Source organism: Afifella marina DSM 2698 (genome assembly GCF_900102695.1).
Taxonomy (GTDB): Bacteria; Pseudomonadota; Alphaproteobacteria; order Rhizobiales; family Afifellaceae; genus Afifella; species Afifella marina.
The window spans coordinates 243164-262667 of record NZ_FMVW01000004.1 but is presented as its reverse complement, the minus strand read 5'-3'; the positions used below and the strand labels follow the sequence as shown (position 1 = coordinate 262667).

Genomic DNA, 19504 nt, shown 5'->3' with positions numbered 1-19504 from the left:
ATCGATGGCTGTAACGGCCCAGATGGTCAAGGAGCTGCGCGACAAGACCGGCGCCGGCATGATGGACTGCAAGACGGCACTGCAGGAGGCGGATGGCGACATGGATGCCGCCGTCGACTGGCTGCGTGCGAAAGGTCTCGCGAAGGCTGCCAAGAAGGCGGGCCGCGTTGCCGCTGAAGGCCTCATCGGCATCGCCGAGGCGGACGGCAAGGCCGCCATCGTCGAGGTGAACTCCGAGACCGACTTCGTTGCCCGCAACGATCAATTCCAGGCGCTCGTGTTGAAGGTCGCGGAAGCGGCCCTCTCCACGGACGGCTCTGTCGCCGCGGTCAAGGCCGCCGACATGGCAGGTGCCGGCAAGAGCGTTGAAGGCGCTCTGACGGATGCCGTCGCGACGATCGGCGAGAACATGGTGCTGCGTCGCTCGGCGGTGCTTGAGGCCAATCCGGGTGTTGTTGCCACCTACGTGCACGCAGCTTCCGCGCCGGGCCTTGGCAAGATCGGTGTCCTGGTCGCGCTGCAGTCGAACGGCGACAAGGAAAAGCTTGCGGCTCTCGGCCGCCAGATCGCGATGCATATCGCGGCCGCGAGCCCGCTTTCCGTCGATGTCGATGGGCTTGATGCGGACGTGGTTGCGCGTGAACGCGCGGTCTTTGCCGAGCAGGCACGCGAATCCGGCAAGCCGGCCAACATCATCGAGAAGATGGTCGATGGCCGGATGCGCAAATTCTACGAGGAATCGGTGCTTTTGAAGCAGGCTTTCGTCATCGACCCGGACAAGTCGGTCGAGCAGGCGATTGCCGATGCCGAGAAAGACGCTGGCGCTGCGATTGCTCTGACCAACTTCGTTTGCTTCCGCCTGGGTGAGGGCGTGGAGCGCGAAGAAGAAGACTTCGCCGCCGAAGTTGCCGCTGCTGCCGGCAGCCGCTGAATAGACCCGCGCACTCTTCGCGCGGCGCAAAGAGACAGGGGCGCGAACGTGTCGGGCCGCAAACCGAGTAAGGAATGCAGGCATTTATGAGCGAACGTCCGCGCCCCAAAAGAATTCTTCTCAAGCTTTCCGGCGAAGCCCTGATGGGCAATCAGCCCTTCGGGATCGACGACAACGTCGTCCGCGCCTTCGCAACGGAAATCGTTGCCGTCCACAACGCTGGCACTGAGCTTGCGATCGTCATCGGCGGCGGCAACATCTTCCGCGGAGTGGCCATTGCCGCACGCGGCGGGGACCGCGTCACAGGCGACCATATGGGCATGCTTGCGACGGTGATGAACGCGCTTGCCGTCGAAGCGGCGATCGAGCGCTTGGGCGTTTCAGCCCGCGCCATGTCGGCGATCGAGATGCCCTCCGTCTGCGAAACCTACGTGCATCGGCGTGCCGCCTGGCACATGGACGAGCGGCGCGTGGTCGTGCTTGCGGGCGGTACGGGCAATCCCTTCTTTACGACGGATTCCGGAGCGGCGCTGAGGGCGCTTGAACTGGAGTGCGATGCGCTCCTCAAGGGCACCCAGGTCGACGGCGTCTATTCGGCAGATCCGCGGCTGGATCCGACTGCGACCCTCTACGAGACGGTGAGCTATCAAGAGGTCATCGCCAAGGATCTCCAGATCATGGATACGGCGGCTTTCTCGCTTGCTCGCGACAATAGCTTGCCGATAATTGTATTCAACATTCACCAGCCGGGGGCGCTCGCCCGCATCGTCGCTGGGGAGGCCGTCGGAACCCTCATTTCCGGCGACCGCAAAAACGAAATCCGGGGAAAACCATGAGTGAAGGCGTCGATTTCAAGGACATCAAAAGACGGATGGACGGAGCCGTCTCCGTGTTGCGCACCGAGCTTGCGGGTCTGCGCACCGGCCGGGCTTCTCCGAACCTTCTCGATCCGATCACGGTGAGCGCTTACGGCTCGCAGATGCCGATTTCGCAGGTCGGCACGGTGAGCGTCCCTGAATCGCGTATGCTTTCGGTGCAGGTCTGGGACCAGTCGCTTGTCGGCGCAGTCGACAGAGCGATTCGGGATTCCAATCTCGGCCTCAACCCGATCATGGAAGGCACTCTTCTGCGCATCCCGATCCCCGAGCTCAACGCCGAGCGTCGGCAGGAGATGGTGAAGGTGGCCCACAAATATGCCGAGAACGCGCGTGTGGCCGTCCGCCATGTGCGCCGTGACGGCATGGAGGCACTGAAGAAGTCCGAAAAGGACGGAGAGATCAGCCAGGACGAGAGCCGGGGTCATTCTGACCGGATCCAGTCCCTTACGGACGAGCATATTGCCGCAATTGACGACATGCTCGGCCATAAGGAAAAGGAGATTATGCAGGTCTAAAGACGGTTGCGCCTTCGCGCTGGCCACCGGACCTCTGGTTGCGTTAGCCTCTCGCGATAGCACTCGTTCAGCCGGTAGGGGCACTGGCTTTACGTTTTCCGCTTATGATTGGCGCAACTGGAGCGCGAGCACGCAGGCGGCACAGAGGCATGGGCACACTAGCGCAGATCGATCCGGTGCCGCGCGCGCGGTCCGGTGGAGAAATTCCCGCGCACGTTGCCATCATCATGGATGGCAACGGCCGTTGGGCAAGCGCCCGTGGCCTGCCCCGAATCGAAGGTCATCGCCGCGGGGTCGAATCGGTTCGCCGGACAGTGCGCCATGCGGGCGATCGCGGTGTACGGGTCCTGACCCTCTTCACATTCTCCTCTGAAAACTGGTCGCGACCGCGCAGCGAGATCAACGACCTTTTCAATCTTCTGCGCTTCTTCATTCGTAACGATCTTGCCGAGCTGAAAAAGAACGGCGTGCGCATCCGCGTCATCGGCCGCCGTGAGGGGGTGCCGAAGGATATTGCCGCTCTCGTCGAGAAGGCCGAAACGGAGACCCGTGGCAATGAGGGTCTCGTGCTGCAGGTCGCCTTCAATTATGGCGGTCGCGACGAACTGGTGCGCGCCATGCGGCGGATCGGCGAGAAAATGGTTCGTGGCGAGATCGATCCGGCGGACTTCTCAGAACGCGTTTTTGCCGAACATCTCGATACGGCCGGCATCTCAGATCCGGATCTTCTGATCCGCACATCCGGCGAAGCGCGGATCAGCAATTTTCTTCTCTGGCAGCTCGCTTACACGGAATTCGTCTTTCTTCCTGTCTATTGGCCGGATTTCGACGAGAACGAATTCGACGCTGCAATCGCTGAGTTTCACAGTCGCGATCGCCGTTTTGGAGGGCTGACAGGTGTCTGAGGGCAGGGGCATTTTTTCATTCGACAAGAGCGATCTTCCGACGCGCGTGGTCTCCGCGGCGATCCTGCTGCCGCTCGCGATCCTGCCGACCTGGTTCGGCGGCATTGCCTTTCTTCTTCTCGTTCTCGTTCTGGCGCTCCTCGTTTTCTACGAATGGACGCGCATGAGCGAATGCGAGCAGCCTCAGGCCTGGCGGATCGGTGAGGGGCTGCTTCTGGCCTTCGCGCTGCTCGTGACCTTCGGTGGCTTGCCGGGGGGTGGGATCCTGCTTCTGTTGCTGCCGCTCGTGGCGGTCCCGCTCGTCGCCTCGGGGACGGTTCTGTTCGATCAAGGCGTGGCGAGCGGCCAAAGCGCCGGCGTGCGCGACCGGCGGCCGCTTTGGCTCGCGCTTGGCGTTCTCTATGCCGGCGTTCCGAGCGTGGCCCTCTTGGCTCTGCGCGCTGATGCCGAGACGGGCCGCCTCGTGCTCTTCTTCTTGCTGTTCGTCGTCTGGGTCACGGATATCGCGGCTTATTTTGGTGGGCGCGCCATCGGCGGGAAGAAGCTCTGGCCGCGCGTCTCGCCGTCGAAAACCTGGTCGGGCGCTGCGACCGGCGCGGCCGGCGCGCTCGTCGTGGGAATTTTGTTCGCGGTCTTCACGGAATCTCGATGGGCGTCCGCGATCGGTGCCGCATTGATCCTGTCGGTCGCGGCGCAGCTTGGAGACCTCGGGGAATCGGCGATGAAACGTCGGTTCGGCGCCAAGGATTCCGGCCGTCTTATCCCGGGGCACGGTGGTCTGATGGACCGGATCGATGGGCTTTATGCGGCGGCCGTCGTCGCCGTCCTTCTGGCGCTCAGCGGTTTTGCCGCCCCCATCCCTGATTGGACACAGTAAAATGGCACGTATCGTCACCATTCTCGGCGCCACAGGGTCCATCGGCAAAAGCACCGTCGACCTGATGGAGCGCGACCTCGCCCGCGAGGGTGGCCCGGCGTTCAAGGTGCGTGCGGTGACCGCGGGGACGAAGGTCGACGAACTTGCGGATGTCGCTCGTCGCGTCAAAGCCGAAAGTGCCGTCATTCGCGACAAGAGCCGTTATGGCCGTTTGAAAGAGGCGCTGGATGGGACCGGGATAAGGGTATCGGCCGGTGATGACGCCGTTTGCGAGGCTGCGGCCGAGCCTGCCGATCGGGTTCTCTCCGCGATCGTTGGTGCGGCCGGCGTCGCGCCGACGGCGGCGGCGATCCGCGCCGGCAATGACATTGCGCTTGCCAACAAGGAGTGCCTCATCTGCGCCGGCTCGTCGTTCATGGCGCTGGCACGTGAAAAAGGCGTGCGCATCCTGCCGGTCGATTCGGAACACAACGCCATTTTTCAGTTGCTGGTCGACGTCGATCCGGCGTCGGTCGATCGGCTCGTCCTGACCGCTTCGGGCGGGCCGTTCCGTGCCAAGAGCGCCGACGAGCTCGCCCAGGTGACCGTCGACGAAGCTCTGCATCATCCGACCTGGTCGATGGGGCCGAAAATCACCGTCGATTCGGCGACCTTGATGAACAAGGGGCTGGAATTGATCGAGGCACGGCATCTCTTCGGCTTCCCGCCGGAGCAGCTCGGCGTGCTCATTCATCCGCAATCGAAGGTTCACGCCTTTGTCGTCTTCCGCGACGGTTCGTGGCACGGAGAGCTTGGCGCGCCCGACATGCGCCGCCCGATCGACTACTGTCTCAACTGGCCGGACAGGGCAGAGCGGGCGACAAGCCATCTCGATCTCGCCGAGGTCGGGACGCTCTCCTTTGAAAAGCCCGATTCGGAGCGCTTTCCCGCACTGAGGATCGCCCGCGAGGCCATGGTTGCAGGCTGCGGCGCGCCCACAGTCTTGAATGCGGCCAACGAGATTGCTGTTGCCGCCTTTCTCGAACGGCGCATCGGCTTCATGGCGATCCCGCAGCTCGTCGAACGCGTGCTGGAAGAGGCCGACAAGGCAGGGCTGCTGCATGAGCCGGCGACGGTCGAGGCGGCACTTGTTCTCGACGGCCAGGCTCGGGATCTCGCGGCCGGGCGTCTACTGGCGGCCTGAGACTGCAACGAACGGCGCGCCAGACGAGGCGAATGCCGATCAAAGATACGAATAAGGAGGAAGCGCACACATGCTAGAAACCCTGAGTTCGGCTGGTGAGGTCGCTTTCTTCTACGTCGTGCCGGCGCTCGTCGTGCTGACGGTCGTCGTGTTCATCCATGAGCTCGGCCATTTTCTCGTTGCGCGTTGGTGCGGGGTAGAAATCTCCACGTTCTCCATCGGCTTCGGGCGTGAGCTCTTCGGTTTCGATGACCGACACGGCACGCGCTGGCGGGTGAGCGCGATTCCCCTCGGCGGCTATGTGAAGTTCGTCGGCGACGAGAATGGCGCGAGCTTCCCGGATCCTGAGGTTTTGGCGGCGACAACGCCTGAGGAACGCGCGGGTCTCTTCCATTTCAAGCCGGTCTGGCAACGGGCGGCCGTCGTGTTTGCCGGACCATTCGCGAACTTCATTCTGGCCGTCGTTCTCTTCGCGGCCGTCTTCGGCACGATCGGCAAGCCGGTCACGACGCCTCTGGTGGAGATTGTCAACCCGGGCAGTGCCGCAGAAGAAGCGGGCTTTAAGCCCGGCGACACGATTGTCGCGATCGACGGAAGCCGTGTTGAGACGTTCACCGACGTTCAGCGTGTTGTTGCGCTCGCCTCGGGCGAGACGCTGCATTTCACGGTCGAGCGCGATGGGCGCGAAATTGCGCTGACGGCGACCCCGCAGCGTCAGGAAATTCCTGACGGGCTCGGTGGGACGCAACGCATCGGCGTCTTGGGCGTCTCCCGCGCGGCCGACGTGAAGCTCGAGCGCTTCGGCCCGATCGGTGCGATCGGCGAGGGCATGCGGGAAACCTATGTCGTGGTCGAACGCACGCTGACCTATGTCGGTCGTATCTTCAGGGGGCGTGAAAACGCCGACCAGCTGAGCGGTCCGCTGCGCGTGGCGCAGGTCTCTGGCGTGGTGGCCGAATCGGGCGGCATCCCGGGGCTCGTTCATCTCGCCGCGATTCTCTCCGTCTCGATCGGTCTCTTGAACCTTTTCCCGGTTCCGATGCTCGATGGTGGGCATCTCGTGTTTTACCTGATCGAGGCGATACGCGGTCGGCCGCTCGGGCCACGGGCCCAGGAGATGGGGTTCCGCATCGGCTTCGCGCTCGTCATCATGCTTTTCGTCTTCGTGACATTTAACGATATCGTAAGGATGACCGGGATTTGAGTGCAGTTGCCGAATGGCCACTTGGCCATCAAAAACGGCCGTATCGCTTGGGTTGCCAGTTGCTTCGTGCCGGTATCCCTGCGATACGAACGGCACAATCCGCGGCCCTTCACGCGTATCTGGGCGGCTCCGCAGACAAGAGACCGGGCAAAACGGCACATGAAACATAGATCCTTAGCGGGCTTCATCCGCGGCGCAGTTTTCGCCGCACTGACGATCATGGCGACGGGGCTTGTCTCCGGTCCCGGCTTCGTCTCTCAAGCTGAAGCCGCTGTCGTCAGCTCTGTTGCAGTGAATGGCAATCAGCGTGTCGATGCTGACACCATTCGCGCCTACCTTCTCGTCAAGCCAGGCCGCAGCTTCTCGGCGGAAGACGTCGACGAATCGCTGAAGGCCCTGTTCGAGACGGGGCTGTTCTCCGATGTTCAGATCAATCAACGCGGCAGCACCCTGGTGGTGCACGTTGAAGAGAATCCGATCATCAACCGCATCAATTTTGAGGGTAACAAGAAGTTCAAGGACGACCAGCTGAAGGGCGTCGTGAGCTCCCAGCCGCGCGGTGTTTTCACGCGCGCCAAGGTGCAGAACGACGTGCAGCGCATCCTTGAGCTCTATCGCCGCTCGGGTCGTTTCCAGGGCTCCGTGACGCCGAAGGTCATCGACCTGCCGGAGAATCGGGTCAACCTCGTCTATGAGGTTTCGGAAGGCCCGAAGACGGGCGTGTCCCGCATCACCTTCATCGGCAATCAGCATTACAGCGACGGACGCCTGCGCAACGTCGTTCAGACGCGCGAGAGTGGTCTTCTCAGCTTCCTGCGCTCTGGCGACACGTATGATCCCGATCGCCTGTCTTCGGACGAGGAGCGGCTGCGTCGCTTCTACCTCAATCGCGGCTTTGCCGATTATCAGCTCGTTTCGTCTGTTGCCGATCTCGACCGTGAGCGGAATGCCTTCTTCGTGACCTTCACGATGGACGAGGGCCCGGAATACCGCTTCGGCCAGATCCAGGTCGACAGCATCATCCCGGGCATCGATCCGCAGTCGCTTATGCGTCTGGTCACCACCGACGAGGGCGACGTCTATTCGAGCGAGAAGGTCGAGAAGTCGATGGAGGCTATCACCATCGAGCTCGCCAGCTCGGGCTATGCGTTCGCCCAGGTGCGGCCGCGTGTTGATCGCGATCCGGTCAACCATACGATCGGCATCACCTATATCGTCGACGAAGGGCCTCGCGCCTACATCGAGCGCATCGAGATCTCCGGCAACGACCGTACCCGCGATTACGTGATCCGTCGCGAATTCGATATTTCGGAAGGCGACGCCTACAACCGCGTTCTCATCGATCGCGCCGAGCGTCGTCTGCGGAACCTCAACTATTTCGACAAGGTGACTGTCGGCGCTCAGCCGGGCAGCGCCCCTGATCGTGTCATCGTGACCGTCTCAGTGCAGGAAAAGGCGACGGGCGAACTCTCCTTCGGCGCCGGCTATTCCACGAGCGACGGCGTCCTGGGCGATGTTTCGCTGACGGAACGCAACTTCCTCGGTCGCGGCTATTTCGTTCGCGCCGCGGTTGGTGCGGGTGAATCCTCCAAGACCTACGAGTTCGCGTTCACCGATCCGTACTTCCTCGGACGGCGTGTTTCGGCTGGCTTCAACGTCTATCGCAAGGACTACGAGGACAACGATTACCGTTCGTACGACTACACCACGACGGGTGGCGGCATCACGTTCGGCTTCCCGATCACCGAGGACTTCACCGTCCAGCTCGGTTACAAGATCGAGCAGCAGGAGATCGATGTCCCCGATTTCGACATCGACACGGATCCGATCTCCGCATGCCGGAACTCGTCGAAGGCCGTGTGTCTGGCCGAAGGCGACACGCTGGTGTCCTCCGCGGTGTGGAGCATGATCTACGACACGCTCGACAACCGGCTCGATCCGCGTGACGGCATGTATGGCAAACTGACCCAGGAAATCGCTGGTGTCGGTGGCGATGTGAGCTTCGTGCGCACGACCGCTTCGGCCTCTCTTTATCGCGAGCTTTTGGTCGACCAGGAAGTCATCGGCATGCTCCGCGTTCAGGGTGGTAACATCACGGGCCTTGGCGAGGATGTGCGGCTGCTCGACGCCTTCTATAAGGGTGGCGAGACCATCCGCGGCTTCGAATCCTCCGGTATCGGGCCGCGCGATATCGCCTCCGACGATCACGATGCTCTTGGTGCGAAGTACTTCGCAGCGGCCACGGCTGAAGTTGTCTTCCCGTTCCCGGCGCTGCCGCGGGAGCTTGGGCTGCGGGCGGCTCTCTTTGCCGATGCCGGCACCGCCTGGGGCACCGACATCAGCGAATCCGACGTGCCGGGTATCGATGTCGTCGATGAGAACGGCATCCGCTCCTCGGTTGGCGCCTCGCTTCTCTGGGCCTCTCCGCTTGGCCCGATCCGCGCCGACTTCGCCTATGTGCTGAGCAAGGAAGACTACGACGAGACGCAGTTCTTCCGCATCGGCGGCGGTACCAAATTCTGATCCTCAGGCCGGCCTTGTGCCGGCCTAACCTTTTTTGACCATGACAGATCGCACGCGCTTCTTTCCGCCCTTCGGGCCGCTCTGCCTCGGTGACGTCGCAGAGCTCTCCGGCGCCACGCTTTTGCGTGGCGATCCGGATTGTCAGATTTCCGGTTTCGCTCCAATCGAGATGGCGGGGAGTGGGGATCTGACCTTCCTCGACAATCCGAAATATGTGCGCCATCTGGACGGGACGCACGCGACGGCCTGCCTGTGCGCGCCGCGCTATTCCGGCAAAGTGCCCGAAGGTGTCGCGGTCCTGGAAACCGGCGAGCCGTACCGCGCTTATGCGCGCATTCTGGCTGCCGCCTTTCCCGCCGCGGTCGCGCCGAAGAATTTCGCCAGCACCCCAGAGGAGCCGCTCATCGCCGGCACCGTGCACCCGACGGCGCGCCTTGAAGACGGTGTGCGGGTGGAAGTGGGGGCAATCGTCGGCCCCAATGTCGAGGTTGGCAGTGGCACGGTGATTGGCGCCGGATCTGTCCTTGCTCACGACGTTGCGGTTGGCCGCGACTGCATCATCGGACCGAACGCGACCGTGCAGCATGCGCTTCTCGGCAATCGCGTCCGACTTTATCCGGGTGTCCAGGTTGGCCAGGATGGCTTCGGCTTCGCGATGGGCGCTGGCGGCCATATGAAGGTCGCGCAGATCGGGCGTGTGATCATCCAGGACGATGTCGAGATCGGTGCCGCGACCACCATCGACCGTGGTGCGAACCGCGACACGGTGATCGGTGAAGGCACCAAGATCGATAATCAGGTTCAGATCGGCCACAATGTCGAAATCGGGCGGCACTGCGTCATTGTCGCCCAGGTGGGGATTTCCGGCTCTGCCCGGATCGGAGACTTTGTTGCGATCGGCGGAAAAACCGGCATAAACGGCCATGTCACGATCGGCGATGGGGCGCAGATTGCCTCCGTGAGCGTCGTCCATGGCGACGTTCCTGCGGGCGCGCGTTTTGGGGGTGTTCCTGCGCAACCGGTCAAGGATTGGTTCCGCGAGGTGACGATTCTGCGCCGGATCGCTCGGCGTGAATTGGGGCTGGACAAAGACTGACGACGCCGGAGAGAGGGCGTCGTAATCGGAGAAGATAATGAACGAGATGCCGACGCAGTTGGAGGCGACAGACATCCACGGGATTCTGCAGGCCTTGCCGCATCGCTACCCGTTTCTCATGGTCGATCGAATTCGCGACATTCGTGGCGATGAATCGGGTGTCGGCATCAAGAACGTCACGATGAACGAGCCGCATTTTCAGGGACATTTCCCCGGATTTCCGATCATGCCGGGTGTGCTCCTGATCGAGGGCATGGCGCAGACTGCGGCCGCTCTCTGCGTTCTCTCCTCGGAGACGAAGGCGCCGAAGCGGGTCTTCTTCATGACAATCGACAAAGCGAAGTTCCGGCACCCCGTCACTCCGGGGGATACGGTCGAGTATCACGTGAACAAGCTGAAGCGCCGCGGCACGATCTGGAAATACGCGGCGGTTGCGGAAGTGGCGGGCAAGAAGGTGGCCGAGGCGCAGGTGAGCGCCATGGTCCTCGACGAGTAGCGCGTGGCTTCCATCCACCCAACTGCGATCGTTGCAGACGGCGCGAAGCTCGCTGAAGACGTCGAAATCGGTCCGTTCTGCGTGATCGGGGCCGGCGTCGAACTCCGTTCCGGTGTCGCGCTGCGTTCGCATGTCGTCGTCGACGGTACGACGACGATCGGTGAATGCACCACAATCTTTCCCTTTGCGTCGGTCGGCATGCCGCCGCAGGACAAGAAGTTCCAGGGTGAGGAAAGCCGGCTAGAGATCGGTGCGCATTGCGTTATTCGCGAGCATGTGACGATCAACCCCGGCACCCAAGGTGGGGGCCTCGTCACGCGCATCGGTGATCGCTGCCTGCTTCTCGTTGGGGCCCATGTGGCCCATGATTGCATCATTGGGAACGACGTCATCCTCGTGAACAACGTCCTTCTTGGTGGCCACGTCACGATTGCTGATTTCGGCATCATTGGCGGCGGCGCGGCTCTGCATCAATTCGTGCGCGTCGGCGAGCACGCCTTTGTCGGTGGAATGTCGGCAGTCGAAAACGACGTGATCCCCTTTGGCTCCGCCATCGGCAATCGCGCCAATCTCGGAGGGCTGAATATCGTCGGCCTGAAGCGGCGCGGCTACGAACGTGAGGCCATTCATGCCTTGCGGCGGGCCTACCGGCTCCTGTTCGCGCAGGAAGGTACGCTGCACGAACGCCTGCGTGATGTGGCGCAGGAATTCGCCGACGATGCGAACGTGCAGAAGATCGTCTCCTTCATCGAAGAGGGCGGAAGCCGCGCCATCTGCACGCCGCGCGGAGGCCGCGAGGTCTGAACGTGGTGGAGATTTCCAAGGGCGGCCCGCTCGGTATCCTCGCCGGCGGCGGGGGACTTCCCAATCTGGTGGCGCAGGCGGCCGCGCGCGCGGGGCGTGAGCCGTTGATCTTTGCGCTTGCCGGCGATGCGGAAGAGCGGAAGACGAGTGGCTTTCCCGTTTTCCGCATCCGGTGGGGCGAGATTGGCCGTCTGGAGCGGCTGCTCAAGGAACACCATTGCAAAGAGGTGGTGCTTGTCGGCGCTGTGAAGCGGCCGGAGATCAAGGACATTCGTCCGGATTTCGGGGCTTTGCGGCTGATGCCGCGCATCATAAGTGCAATTCGCTCCGGCGATGACAGCGCGCTCAAATCTGCGGCCGGCATTTTCGAGGAATACGGCGTAGAACTTCTCGATCCTCTGGCTGTCGCGCCTGAACTTGCCTGCCCGCCCGGTCTCCTCGTCGAGGGGCGTACGGCGCTCGATGCTGATGAGCTTGCGAAGGCTGCAGAGGCCGCCCGCATGATCGGCGATCTCGATATCGGGCAGGCGGCGGTTGCATGCGGACGCCGCGTGGTGGCGCTTGAAGGGGCGGAAGGCACCAACGGCCTCTTGTCTCGCGTTCGGGAGATGCGCCTGACGAAGCGTATCCCGAGGCACGGCGGGATTCTGGTGAAATGCATGAAGCCGAGCCAGGACCCGAGACTCGATATCCCGACCATCGGTCCTGAGACGGTGGAAATGGCTCGTGAGGCGGGACTTGACGGGATCGCATGCGAGGCGGGCCGCACCATGCTCGTCGGGCGCGATGAGACGTTCGCCGCCTTTCGCGCGGCCAGGCTCTTTCTCTACGGCATTCGCCGACGCCCATGACCACCCGTCCGCTTCGCATCGCGCTCGTCGTCGGTGAAGCTTCGGGCGATCATCTCGGCGCCGCTCTCCTGAAGGAAATCCGCTCTCGGCATCCCGAGACGGTGTTCTTCGGGGTTGCGGGCGAGCGGATGACGGACGCTGGTGTCGCGAGCCTGTTTCCGCTGGGCGATGTCGCGGTAATGGGCTTTGCCGCAGTCGTTGCACGTCTCCCGCGCATCATCGGGCGGATCCGCGAGACTGTGGCTCATATCGTGATTGAGCGGCCGGATGTTCTCGTCATCATCGACAGCCCCGGCTTTACGCAAAGCGTCGCGAAGCGCGTCGCGCGGCAGCTTCCCGATCTTCCGATCGTCAATTACGTGTCGCCCTCCGTCTGGGCCTGGCGGGAGGGACGGGCGCGCAAGATGGCACGTTACATCGATCACGTGATGGCCCTCCTGCCGTTCGAGCCGGCGGTCCATAAGCGTTTGGGCGGGCCGCCCTGCACCTATGTCGGCCATCCGCTGATTGAGAACCGTGAGAAGCTCCGTCCGGCGCCTGGAGAAAGGCCCGGTCTCGATGCGGACCCGCACGTTCTCATTCTGCCCGGCAGCCGTCTCAGCGAAGTAAAGCGGCTGATGGAGCCCTTCGGTGAGACCGCGCGCCTGATCGCGCAGTCAAAGCCGGATGTGCGTTTCGTGTTGCCGGCCGTCGCCCATTTGCGGTCGGAGATCGAAAGGCGTGCGGCGGAGTGGCCTGTGAAAGTCGAATTGGTCGTCGGCGAGGAGGCAAAGCTCGCGGCCTTCCGAAAGGCGCGTGCCGCGCTCGCGGCCTCGGGAACCGTGACGCTCGAGCTTGCGCTCGCCAAAGTGCCGATGGTTGTCGCCTACCGCGTGGAATGGCTGGCGCGCAGCTTGAAATGGCTTTTGAGCGTGCACTCGATCGTGCTCGCCAACCTCGTGCTCGGCGACAATACGGTGCCTGAATTCTTGGATGAGGCCGGCTCTCCAGAGGTGCTCGCCCGCGAAATTCTGTGCCTTCTGGAGGAGGGGCCGGCTCGTGAAGCACAACTGTCCGGTTTCGCGCGGCTCGATGCGATCATGGAAACGCCGGACGGCCAGACGCCGAGCGAACGCGCTGCCGATATCGTTCTCGACTATGCGCAAAAAGGAAAGGCGGCCAGTGGCCGCCCTTCCAGCATTGCGCAGTGAGGCGAGGAGGCCTCAGGCTGTCCGATCGGACAGATTGACATAGTCGCGCTTGGGCGAGCCCGTATAGAGCTGACGCGGACGGCCGATGCGCTGGCTCGGATCCTCGATCATTTCCTTCCACTGGGCGATCCAGCCGACGGTACGAGCGACGGCGAAAAGGACCGTGAACATCGTCGTCGGGAAGCCGAGAGCCTTCAGCGTGATGCCCGAATAGAAGTCGATGTTCGGATAGAGCTTCTTCTCCAGGAAATACTCGTCGGTCAGCGCGACGCGTTCGAGCTCCATCGCCACATTCAAAAGCGGATCGTCCTTGACGCCGATTTCTTCGAGAACCTCGTGGCAGGTGCGCTGCATGATGCGGGCGCGCGGGTCGTAGTTTTTGTAGACCCGGTGCCCGAAGCCCATGAGCCGGAACGGGTCGTTCTTGTCCTTCGCACGAGCCACGAACTCCGGAATCCGCTCCGGCGTGCCGATCTCCTGCAGCATGTTGAGGGCGGCCTCGTTGGCGCCCCCATGAGCGGGACCCCAAAGACAGGCGATGCCCGCAGCGATACAGGCGAATGGATTGGCACCGGAAGAACCGGCAAGCCGCACCGTCGACGTGGACGCGTTCTGCTCGTGATCCGCGTGGAGGATGAAGATCCGGTCCATGGCGCGCGACAGGATCGGATCGACTTCGTATTCCTGGCAAGGAACGGCGAAGCACATCCGAAGGAAGTTCGTCGCGTAATCGAGGTCGTTCTTGGGATAAACGAAGGGCTGTCCGATATGGTACTTATACGCCATTGCAGCGATGGTCGGCACCTTGGCGATCATCCGAAGCGAGGCGACCATTCGCTGGTAAGGATCGGCGATGTCGGTGGAGTCGTGATAGAAGGCCGACATTGCACCGACCATGGCCACCATGATCGCCATCGGATGCGCGTCGCGCCGGAAGCCCTGGAAAGAGCGGGACATCTGCTCGTGCACCATCGTGTGGTGCGTGACGCGGTAGTCGAAGTCCGCTTTCTGCTCCTTCGTCGGCAATTCACCGTACAGAAGCAGGTAGCAGGTCTCCAGAAAATCGCCATGTTCGGCAAGCTGTTCGATCGGGTAGCCGCGGTAAAGAAGGGTACCCTCGTCACCGTCGATGTAGGTGATTTCAGATTCGCACGCAGCCGTTGAGGTAAAACCCGGATCGTAGGTGAATCGCCCGGTTTCTCGATACAACGATGAGATGTCGACGACCGATGGCCCGATTACTCCCTCGCGAACCGGGAAGTCCCAGTTCTCGTTACCGATGCTCAAGGTCGCCTTGGAATCGCTCATACACTTCACCCCTTTGTGGATCGACACGAGACTCCAGCATGCGCAACTTGGGCTGCGCCTCCCCCCGGAAGAGTCAGCGTCGTGGATGTTTGGCTGTTCCGAGTGCTATCGGCTTTTGCGCTGCACCGCAAGATGAGAGCGGGCCTTGAGCTTACGTGAACGGCAGGGCGGCGCCTGAGGAGGCAGCGCCCCGCCATGAAGCTTACGCAGCGCTCGCTTGGTCGCCGATGCGGGCGAGCGTCTCTTCCCGTCCAAGGGCCAGCATCACGTCGAAGATCCCCGGCGACGACGTCGAGCCGGTCAGTGCAGCGCGCAGGGGCTGTGCGAGCTTGCCGAGCTTGACGCCTTCCGATTCTGCCAGAGTGCGCACGGCGGCTTCCAGCGGCTCGGTTTCCCATGCGCAATGGCCGAGGGCATCCCGCAGAAGACCGAGGCGGCGACGGGCATCCGCGTCGAGAAGGCCTTCTGCCTTGGTGTCGAGCGTCAATGGCCGCGCCGCGAACAGGAAGGCCGCGTTGTTGGCCAGTTCGACGAGTGTCTTCGCACGCTCTTTCAGACCCGGCATGAGTTGCATGAGCTGCGAACGCTGCGCCGCACTCAACTCTGCGGGAAACGCCGGCGGTGTCTCCATCTCCGGGAGGATCTTGAGCATATCGGCAACAAGCCGCTCATCGTCCGCCTGGCGGATATAATGCCCGTTCAGATTTTGCAGTTTGACGAAATCGAAGCGCGCCGCACCCTTGCCGATCGCGTCGAGATCGAACCATTCCGTGGCCTGCTCGGAGGAGAAGATTTCCTCGTCGCCATGGCCCCAGCCGAGGCGTGCAAGATAGTTTCGAAGCGCTTCCGGCAGGTAGCCCATCGCCCGATAGGCTTCGACGCCGAGCGCACCATGGCGTTTGGAGAGTTTGGCGCCGTCCGGACCATGAATGAGCGGGATATGCGCCCATTGCGGCACCTGCCATCCGAGCGCCTCGTAGATGATGCCCTGTCTGGCGGCATTTGTGAGGTGATCATCGCCGCGAATGACGTGGGTGACGCCCATATCGTGATCGTCGACGACGACGGCCAGCATGTAGGTGGGCGTTCCGTCCGAGCGCAGGATGATGAAATCATCGAGATCACGGTTCGGGAAGGTGACACGGCCCTGCACGTGGTCTTCGATGACCGTCTCTCCGTCCTGCGGAGCCTTGATGCGGATGACGGGCTTTACGCCTTCCGGCGCTTCGGAGGGATCGCGGTCGCGCCAACGCCCATCATAACGGGGAGGCCGTCCCTCGGCGCGTGCGGTCTCGCGCATCTCCGCCAGCTCTTCCTGCGACGCATAGCAGCGATAGGCATGGCCGCTTTCAACGAGCTGCCAGGCAACTTCCGCATGGCGGTCCATGCGGGCGAATTGCGAGATCGGCTCGCCGTCCCAATCGAGGCCGAGCCAGGAGAGCCCGTCCAGAATGGCTGCGATGGCAGCATCGGTCGAGCGCTGGCGGTCGGTGTCCTCGATCCTGAGCAGCATCTTGCCGCCTCGGCCCCGCGCATAGAGCCAGTTGAAGAGCGCCGTGCGTGCGCCGCCAATGTGCAAGAAGCCGGTTGGCGAGGGAGCAAAGCGGGTAATCGGATGAGATGACATGGTGGTTTTGGCTGGCAAAGGGGCGGGGCGATTGGTTGATGCCCGGCCCACGTGTAAGATGGGCTCGGTCTAGCCACAGCGCCGGGTGCTTGCAAGCATGGAACCGAGCGGCGGACAGTCAAGCGCGGCGGATGGGGAGCGGCCTTCGCAAGACGATCGCCGCCTCGAAGGCTTCGTGCCGCCCGGCCGGCTCAGGCGCTTCCGCTACGGCGTGGCCTCGCATGCGGCACATCTCAGAGGTCAGGCCTCGCGCGATTTCGAGGAGCGACGCGGCTTTCTGTTTCTGGCGGTTGGTTTTTCCTGTGGCGCAGCCGCCTATTTCATTTTGCCGCGCGAACCTTTGCTCTCCGCACTTCTGCCAGCGACCGCCGCTGCGACGGTTGCGTCATGCCTTGCGTGGTGGCGCGGTGGCGGCGCTTATCCATTGGTGCTCGTCGCCTGTTTTCTCGCCGGGATGTCCGCGGGCAAGCTTCGCGTCGAAGTCCTGCTCGCGCCCGTGCTCGAACATCCGTTGAGCCGTGAACTGACCGGCCGGGTGGTCGCCGTCGAAACACGTGCTGAGCGAACGCCGCGGATCGTCCTCGACCAGGTGCACATTGAACGTCTTCCTGCCGAGGAGACGCCGCACAGGATCCGGCTCACGTTGCGCACCGATCTGCCGCCGATCGGCGCAACGGTGAAGGGTGCGGCGCGGCTCGCACCTTTGCCGGGCCCGGCGATGCCCGGGGGTTACGATCCTGCTCGGGCGGCGTTTTTCGACGGGATCGGCGCGTCGGGCTTTGTCTTCGGCACTTTGACGGTCGTCGAACCACCGAGCGGCGTTCATGTGTTCCTCGCGATTGCGGCCATCCGCCGGGCGATCGCACAGCGGATCACCGATGCCGTGGCGGGCCCGCCCGCTGCGATCGCGGCAGCGCTTCTCGTCGGCGATCGCGGCCAGATCGCGGATGCGGACGTCGATGCGCTCCGGATTGCGGGGCTTGCGCATATCCTCGCAATTTCGGGCCTGCATATGATGCTGATCGCCGGCACGGCCTTCTGGCTCGTGCGGGCGGTGCTGGCTCTGTCGGAACACGCCGCACTCGTTCTGCCGATCCGTAAGATCGCAGCCGCCATCGCGCTCGCAGTCGGCGCCTTCTATTTGTCGATCTCTGGCGGCAATGTCGCGACGATCCGGGCCTTCGTGATGATCGCGGTCATGCTGACGGCCGTCTTTCTGGATCGTCCCGCTCTGTCATTGCGCAACCTCGCGATTGCAGCGTTCGTGGTGGTCGCGCTTCAGCCTGAGAGTGTGCTTGAACCGGGCTTCCAGATGTCTTTTCTGGCCGTGGCAGCCCTGGTGGCCGCCTGGGAGGCCTGGCGCGACCGTCCGCGCCAAAATCTGACCGAGCCCGCCCGCGGGCTTTTGCGGTTTTTCCGCAGGCCTGTGGTGGCGATCGGCGCGGTCGGCTTGACCTCGCTCGTTGCGGGTCTGGCCACATCGCCTTTCGCGGCTTTCCATTTCGGACGGCTCGCGTCCTACTCGCTCCTCGGCAATCTCATTGCGATGCCGCTGGTGTCGCTTCTCGTCATGCCGGCGGGGCTCATCAGCCTGATTGCAATGCCGTTCGGTCTGGAAGCCGTGCCGTTGACCGTGATGGCCTGGGGCATCGATCTGGTCCTCGCCTCTGCGCATTTCGTGGCGTCACTGCCCGGCGCGACGGTTATCGTCCCACCTTTTCCTGCGATCGCACTCATTTTGATGTGCGGCGGTCTTCTGTGGCTCAGCCTCTGGCGCTCGCAGCTCCGTCTCTACGGTTTCGCTCCGCTGCTACTGGGAACACTTCTCGCCTGGTTGCTCGGCGCCGAGCCCGACCTTCTGGTGGACGAGGCGGGCAGGGCAGTGGCCGCCCGTGACGTCACCGGACACCTCCACGTGGTCGGTGCGCGGCAAGGCTCCTTCCTTCACGAGGTCTGGCGCGAAGCTGAGCCCAAGGAGGAGGCCGTCGGAACTCAAGGCTTTCGCTGCGATGCCGAAGCCTGCGTTCTGGAGATGCCCGAAGGACTGACCCTTTCGCGCGTCACAGATCCGGTGGCCTTTTCGGAAGATTGCCGTCGCGCCGAGATTATCGTGACGCAGCTGCGTGCGCCTGAAGATTGCGCGGCCCGAGTGATCATCGACCGCACCGCGCTCGCCGCCCACGGGGCCCATGCTCTTTTTATCTCGCAGATCGGACCGCACGGCGTCGCAGCGCACCTTGATCTTCGTACGTCGCGACCATCCATCCGGCGACCCTGGCAGGGATCGCCGGCGCTCAGATGACCTAAGGCCAGGAAGATCGACGAGCGCTCAGTAGCGGCGCAAAAGCCCCACGAGGCGCCCCTGGATACGAACCCTGTCCGGGCCGAAGATGCGGGTCTCATAGGCGGGGTTGGCGGCTTCAAGCGCGATCGATGCGCCTTTGCGGCGCAGCCGCTTCAAGGTCGCTTCTTCGTCGTCGATCAGCGCAACCACGACATCTCCGCTATCGGCACTGTCCTGGCGGCGGATGACGACGGTGTCCCCATCGAGAATGCCCGCCTCGATCATGGAATCGCCGCGCACCTCAAGGGCAAAATGCTCACCCTTCGAGAGGAGTTCCGGCGGGACGACGATGGAATGGCTCTGGTTTTGAATGGCCGAGATCGGCACGCCTGCCGCAATCCGACCCATCACCGGAACGCTCGCGCCTCGCTCACTCTCTTCGAACGCTTCTTCCTCGACAGGTTGCGGCGCCTTACCGAGCCGGCCTTCGATCACGCTCGGCGTAAAGCCCCGCTGCTGCGGCCGTCCGAAACTCGGATTGACCGCATCGGGAAGGCGCAGAACCTCAAGAGCTCGCGCACGATTCGGCAGCCGCTTTATGAAGCCACGCTCTTCCAAGGCCGTGATGAGGCGATGAATTCCGGATTTCGATTTCAGATCGAGCGCGTCCTTCATCTCGTCGAACGACGGCGGGACGCCTGATTCCTTCAGTCTTTCATTGATGAAAAGCAGAAGCTCGAGCTGCTTCTTTGTCAGCATTGCCGTCCCCTCGCGATGCGAGTCGCATTTCGTGTACAAATCACGAACGCACACTACCTGTTCATGGCGTGTT

The 19504-nt window shown here is 62.9% G+C and carries 17 protein-coding genes; 14 read left to right on the top strand and 3 right to left on the bottom strand.

Features of this window, described 5'->3' with window-relative positions; all coding sequences use genetic code 11:
* The first annotated feature begins 4 nt into the window (after positions 1-4).
* The 13 genes from tsf to lpxB all read left to right on the top strand — a co-directional run bounded on the left by tsf (position 5) and on the right by lpxB (position 13453).
* Complete coding sequence (tsf, locus tag BLP76_RS10990) at positions 5-931, top strand: translation elongation factor Ts (RefSeq protein WP_092812584.1); 927 nt, start codon at positions 5-7, stop codon at positions 929-931.
* Between the two features lie 86 nt (positions 932-1017).
* Positions 1018-1767: a UMP kinase gene (gene pyrH, locus BLP76_RS10985; RefSeq protein ID WP_092812801.1), complete on the top strand. Its 750-nt coding sequence runs from the start codon at positions 1018-1020 to the stop codon at positions 1765-1767.
* A complete protein-coding gene (frr, locus tag BLP76_RS10980) occupies positions 1764-2324 on the top strand; it encodes a ribosome recycling factor (protein ID WP_092812581.1) in 561 nt (186 codons plus the stop codon). The genes pyrH and frr overlap by 4 nt, the downstream gene beginning before the upstream one ends.
* Positions 2325-2473: 149 nt before the next feature.
* Complete coding sequence (locus BLP76_RS10975; RefSeq protein WP_092812578.1) at positions 2474-3229, top strand: isoprenyl transferase; 756 nt, start codon at positions 2474-2476, stop codon at positions 3227-3229.
* Positions 3222-4106: a phosphatidate cytidylyltransferase gene (locus tag BLP76_RS10970; protein ID WP_092812575.1), complete on the top strand. Its 885-nt coding sequence runs from the start codon at positions 3222-3224 to the stop codon at positions 4104-4106. Before BLP76_RS10975 ends, BLP76_RS10970 begins: the two co-directional genes overlap by 8 nt.
* 1 nt (position 4107) lies before the next feature.
* Entirely contained in the window at positions 4108-5289 is a 1182-nt protein-coding gene (dxr, locus tag BLP76_RS10965) for a 1-deoxy-D-xylulose-5-phosphate reductoisomerase (RefSeq protein ID WP_092812572.1), read from the top strand.
* Between the two features lie 70 nt (positions 5290-5359).
* Positions 5360-6493, top strand: coding sequence for an RIP metalloprotease RseP (gene rseP, locus BLP76_RS10960; RefSeq protein ID WP_092812569.1), 1134 nt, complete (start codon positions 5360-5362; stop codon positions 6491-6493).
* A gap of 159 nt (positions 6494-6652) precedes the next feature.
* Positions 6653-9016 carry an outer membrane protein assembly factor BamA gene (gene bamA / locus BLP76_RS10955; protein WP_092812566.1) on the top strand — a complete coding sequence of 788 codons (2364 nt, stop codon included), beginning with the start codon at positions 6653-6655 and terminating at the stop codon, positions 9014-9016.
* 40 nt (positions 9017-9056) lie between these two features.
* Complete coding sequence (gene lpxD, locus BLP76_RS10950) at positions 9057-10112, top strand: UDP-3-O-(3-hydroxymyristoyl)glucosamine N-acyltransferase (RefSeq protein ID WP_092812563.1); 1056 nt, start codon at positions 9057-9059, stop codon at positions 10110-10112.
* Between the two features lie 37 nt (positions 10113-10149).
* Positions 10150-10608, top strand: coding sequence for a 3-hydroxyacyl-ACP dehydratase FabZ (fabZ, locus tag BLP76_RS10945; RefSeq protein ID WP_092812560.1), 459 nt, complete (start codon positions 10150-10152; stop codon positions 10606-10608).
* Between the two features lie 3 nt (positions 10609-10611).
* Positions 10612-11412: an acyl-ACP--UDP-N-acetylglucosamine O-acyltransferase gene (lpxA, locus tag BLP76_RS10940; RefSeq protein ID WP_092812557.1), complete on the top strand. Its 801-nt coding sequence runs from the start codon at positions 10612-10614 to the stop codon at positions 11410-11412.
* A gap of 2 nt (positions 11413-11414) precedes the next feature.
* On the top strand, positions 11415-12263 hold the full coding sequence (locus BLP76_RS10935; protein WP_170130433.1) for an LpxI family protein: 849 nt from the start codon (positions 11415-11417) through the stop codon (positions 12261-12263).
* A complete protein-coding gene (gene lpxB / locus BLP76_RS10930) occupies positions 12260-13453 on the top strand; it encodes a lipid-A-disaccharide synthase (RefSeq protein ID WP_092812553.1) in 1194 nt (397 codons plus the stop codon). The genes BLP76_RS10935 and lpxB overlap by 4 nt, the downstream gene beginning before the upstream one ends.
* A gap of 12 nt (positions 13454-13465) precedes the next feature.
* Here lpxB and gltA read toward each other — a convergent pair whose 3' ends face one another.
* Positions 13466-14761, bottom strand: coding sequence for a citrate synthase (gene gltA, locus BLP76_RS10925; protein WP_092812551.1), 1296 nt, complete (start codon positions 14759-14761; stop codon positions 13466-13468).
* 202 nt (positions 14762-14963) lie between these two features.
* Entirely contained in the window at positions 14964-16388 is a 1425-nt protein-coding gene (gltX, locus tag BLP76_RS10920; protein WP_092812548.1) for a glutamate--tRNA ligase, read from the bottom strand.
* 97 nt (positions 16389-16485) lie between these two features.
* Between gltX and BLP76_RS10915 the strand changes: the two genes are divergently transcribed.
* Positions 16486-18690 (top strand): ComEC/Rec2 family competence protein, encoded by a 2205-nt coding sequence (locus BLP76_RS10915; protein ID WP_092812546.1) that lies wholly within the window; start codon positions 16486-16488, stop codon positions 18688-18690.
* Positions 18691-18717: 27 nt separating this feature from the next.
* Here the strand turns inward: BLP76_RS10915 and lexA are convergent, their stop codons facing one another.
* Positions 18718-19431, bottom strand: a complete 714-nt coding sequence (lexA, locus tag BLP76_RS10910; RefSeq protein WP_092812544.1) for a transcriptional repressor LexA — start codon at positions 19429-19431, stop codon at positions 18718-18720.
* Between the last annotated feature and the right edge of the window lie 73 nt (positions 19432-19504).

Excerpts from the sequence above, each read along its gene's own strand:
- tsf (WP_092812584.1), top strand. The coding sequence starts at position 5 with ATGGCTGTAACGGCCCAGATGGTCAAGGAGCTGCGCGACAAGACCGGC.
- pyrH (WP_092812801.1), top strand. The coding sequence starts at position 1,018 with ATGAGCGAACGTCCGCGCCCCAAAAGAATTCTTCTCAAGCTTTCCGGC.
- frr (WP_092812581.1), top strand. The coding sequence starts at position 1,764 with ATGAGTGAAGGCGTCGATTTCAAGGACATCAAAAGACGGATGGACGGA.
- BLP76_RS10975 (WP_092812578.1), top strand. The coding sequence starts at position 2,474 with ATGGGCACACTAGCGCAGATCGATCCGGTGCCGCGCGCGCGGTCCGGT.
- dxr (WP_092812572.1), top strand. The coding sequence starts at position 4,108 with ATGGCACGTATCGTCACCATTCTCGGCGCCACAGGGTCCATCGGCAAA.
- rseP (WP_092812569.1), top strand. The coding sequence starts at position 5,360 with ATGCTAGAAACCCTGAGTTCGGCTGGTGAGGTCGCTTTCTTCTACGTC.
- bamA (WP_092812566.1), top strand. The coding sequence starts at position 6,653 with ATGAAACATAGATCCTTAGCGGGCTTCATCCGCGGCGCAGTTTTCGCC.
- lpxD (WP_092812563.1), top strand. The coding sequence starts at position 9,057 with ATGACAGATCGCACGCGCTTCTTTCCGCCCTTCGGGCCGCTCTGCCTC.
- fabZ (WP_092812560.1), top strand. The coding sequence starts at position 10,150 with ATGAACGAGATGCCGACGCAGTTGGAGGCGACAGACATCCACGGGATT.
- lpxB (WP_092812553.1), top strand. The coding sequence starts at position 12,260 with ATGACCACCCGTCCGCTTCGCATCGCGCTCGTCGTCGGTGAAGCTTCG.
- gltA (WP_092812551.1), bottom strand. The coding sequence starts at position 14,761 with ATGAGCGATTCCAAGGCGACCTTGAGCATCGGTAACGAGAACTGGGAC.
- gltX (WP_092812548.1), bottom strand. The coding sequence starts at position 16,388 with ATGTCATCTCATCCGATTACCCGCTTTGCTCCCTCGCCAACCGGCTTC.
- BLP76_RS10915 (WP_092812546.1), top strand. The coding sequence starts at position 16,486 with ATGGAACCGAGCGGCGGACAGTCAAGCGCGGCGGATGGGGAGCGGCCT.
- lexA (WP_092812544.1), bottom strand. The coding sequence starts at position 19,431 with ATGCTGACAAAGAAGCAGCTCGAGCTTCTGCTTTTCATCAATGAAAGA.